The organism is Vibrio sp. 10N.222.49.A3, from assembly GCF_041475145.1.
In the GTDB taxonomy this organism is placed as follows: domain Bacteria; phylum Pseudomonadota; class Gammaproteobacteria; order Enterobacterales; family Vibrionaceae; genus Vibrio; species Vibrio tasmaniensis_A.
On record NZ_JBFRVM010000323.1, the window covers coordinates 1 to 1,222 of the forward strand.

General features: G+C 48.0%; 2 protein-coding genes. Both read right to left on the minus strand.

The window, feature by feature from the left end; all coding sequences use genetic code 11:
* Positions 1 to 74: 74 nt before the first annotated feature.
* Complete coding sequence (locus AB4589_RS25380; RefSeq protein WP_048615433.1) at positions 75 to 416, minus strand: GPW/gp25 family protein; 342 nt, start codon at positions 414 to 416, stop codon at positions 75 to 77.
* A gap of 120 nt (positions 417 to 536) precedes the next feature.
* Positions 537 to 1,222, minus strand: a 686-nt coding sequence (locus tag AB4589_RS25385; RefSeq protein WP_372101956.1) for a phage baseplate assembly protein V, incomplete at its 5' end; no start/stop codon positions are given.

Below are 1,222 nucleotides of genomic sequence, written 5' to 3' on the forward strand. Positions count from 1 at the left end.
ATGGATACTGTCTCCTGTTAATCAGTCGAGTCAGTATCTGAGATTATTGGAGGGGTAATTTCCGTTCGGCAGGCTTAAGCGTTGGTAAAATCGAACACGTCACTTTGCCCCGTGGCGAGGATTTGGCAAGAAAGCTTAATGCCAATAATGCCCTGTGGCAAATCGGTTTGAGTCACCACAATACTGTCGAGTTTGACTCGAGGCTCATACTTAGCCACCGATTCAGCAATAGATACTTTCAACCCTTGCACTTCCCATTGAGGCTTATCAATGTACTCTAAGGCATCCGCGGCGTAATCCGGCATATAAATACGTTCACCTTTGCCTGTGTACACAATCATAAAAAGTGACTGCTTGATATCGGCCACTAAATCGGTGTTTCGTCCGCTTCCTGCAAATTTGAGTGAGTAGGTCATGCGTACCCCGTTTGAATTCGTTTGAAATCCGGTTTGAATGAGTTTGAATAAAATTATTTGAACATTCACACCAGATAGAAATTAAGCGCCCTCAGAATCGCTCTGAGGGCGTTTTGTCATTTATTGATTTGCGGTGGACGTTGGTCTGCCTTCTGCGTCATTGTGTTTATGGCTAACCACGGCGACCGTAACACCATTGATGGTCACTGACCCTTTCATGGTGGCACCGCTGCTCATCACGGCTGCGCCCCCCGTTGTACTGCCATATCCTGCGGCCCCGACGAGTCCGGTAAATGTTGCTGTCATATCCCCCGTCAGCGCTTTGGTAATATGGGTTTGACCATTGAGTAAAATGGTCGGCGCATTGACGGTGTATTTAGGGCTATCAATGGTTACACCGGACTCGTTTACGATGAGAGCAGGTTCACTACCTTTGATTTTTAATACACCCGTGGCACTACTTTGGTCATACTCCAAAAGCGTGCCGTCTTTAAATCGGACACCAAACTTATCGACATTCGCGATATAGGGCTTTGCTGATTTGTTCGCCATCGATCCAAGCACAAAACCAGACATCATTGAACCGCTAGGGATGAACAGGCACAGCACCTGTTCACCTGGCTCAAGGTTACACGAAATACTGACGCTCTTACTTCGTAGCCCCAGCACAGGCAACCAATCTGACTCAGGGTAACGCAGCCCTGGGAAGGTCACTTTGACGCGCCTTAGCTCGGCATCCACCTTACTCACCTTGCCAATGCACACCAGCTTGCGCAGCATAGAGAGTACATCGCTGAGTTTGGTTT

What these genes read in the sequence shown, in the direction of transcription:
- AB4589_RS25380 (WP_048615433.1), bottom strand. Translation starts at nt 416, where the DNA reads ATGACCTACTCACTCAAATTTGCAGGAAGCGGACGAAACACCGATTTA.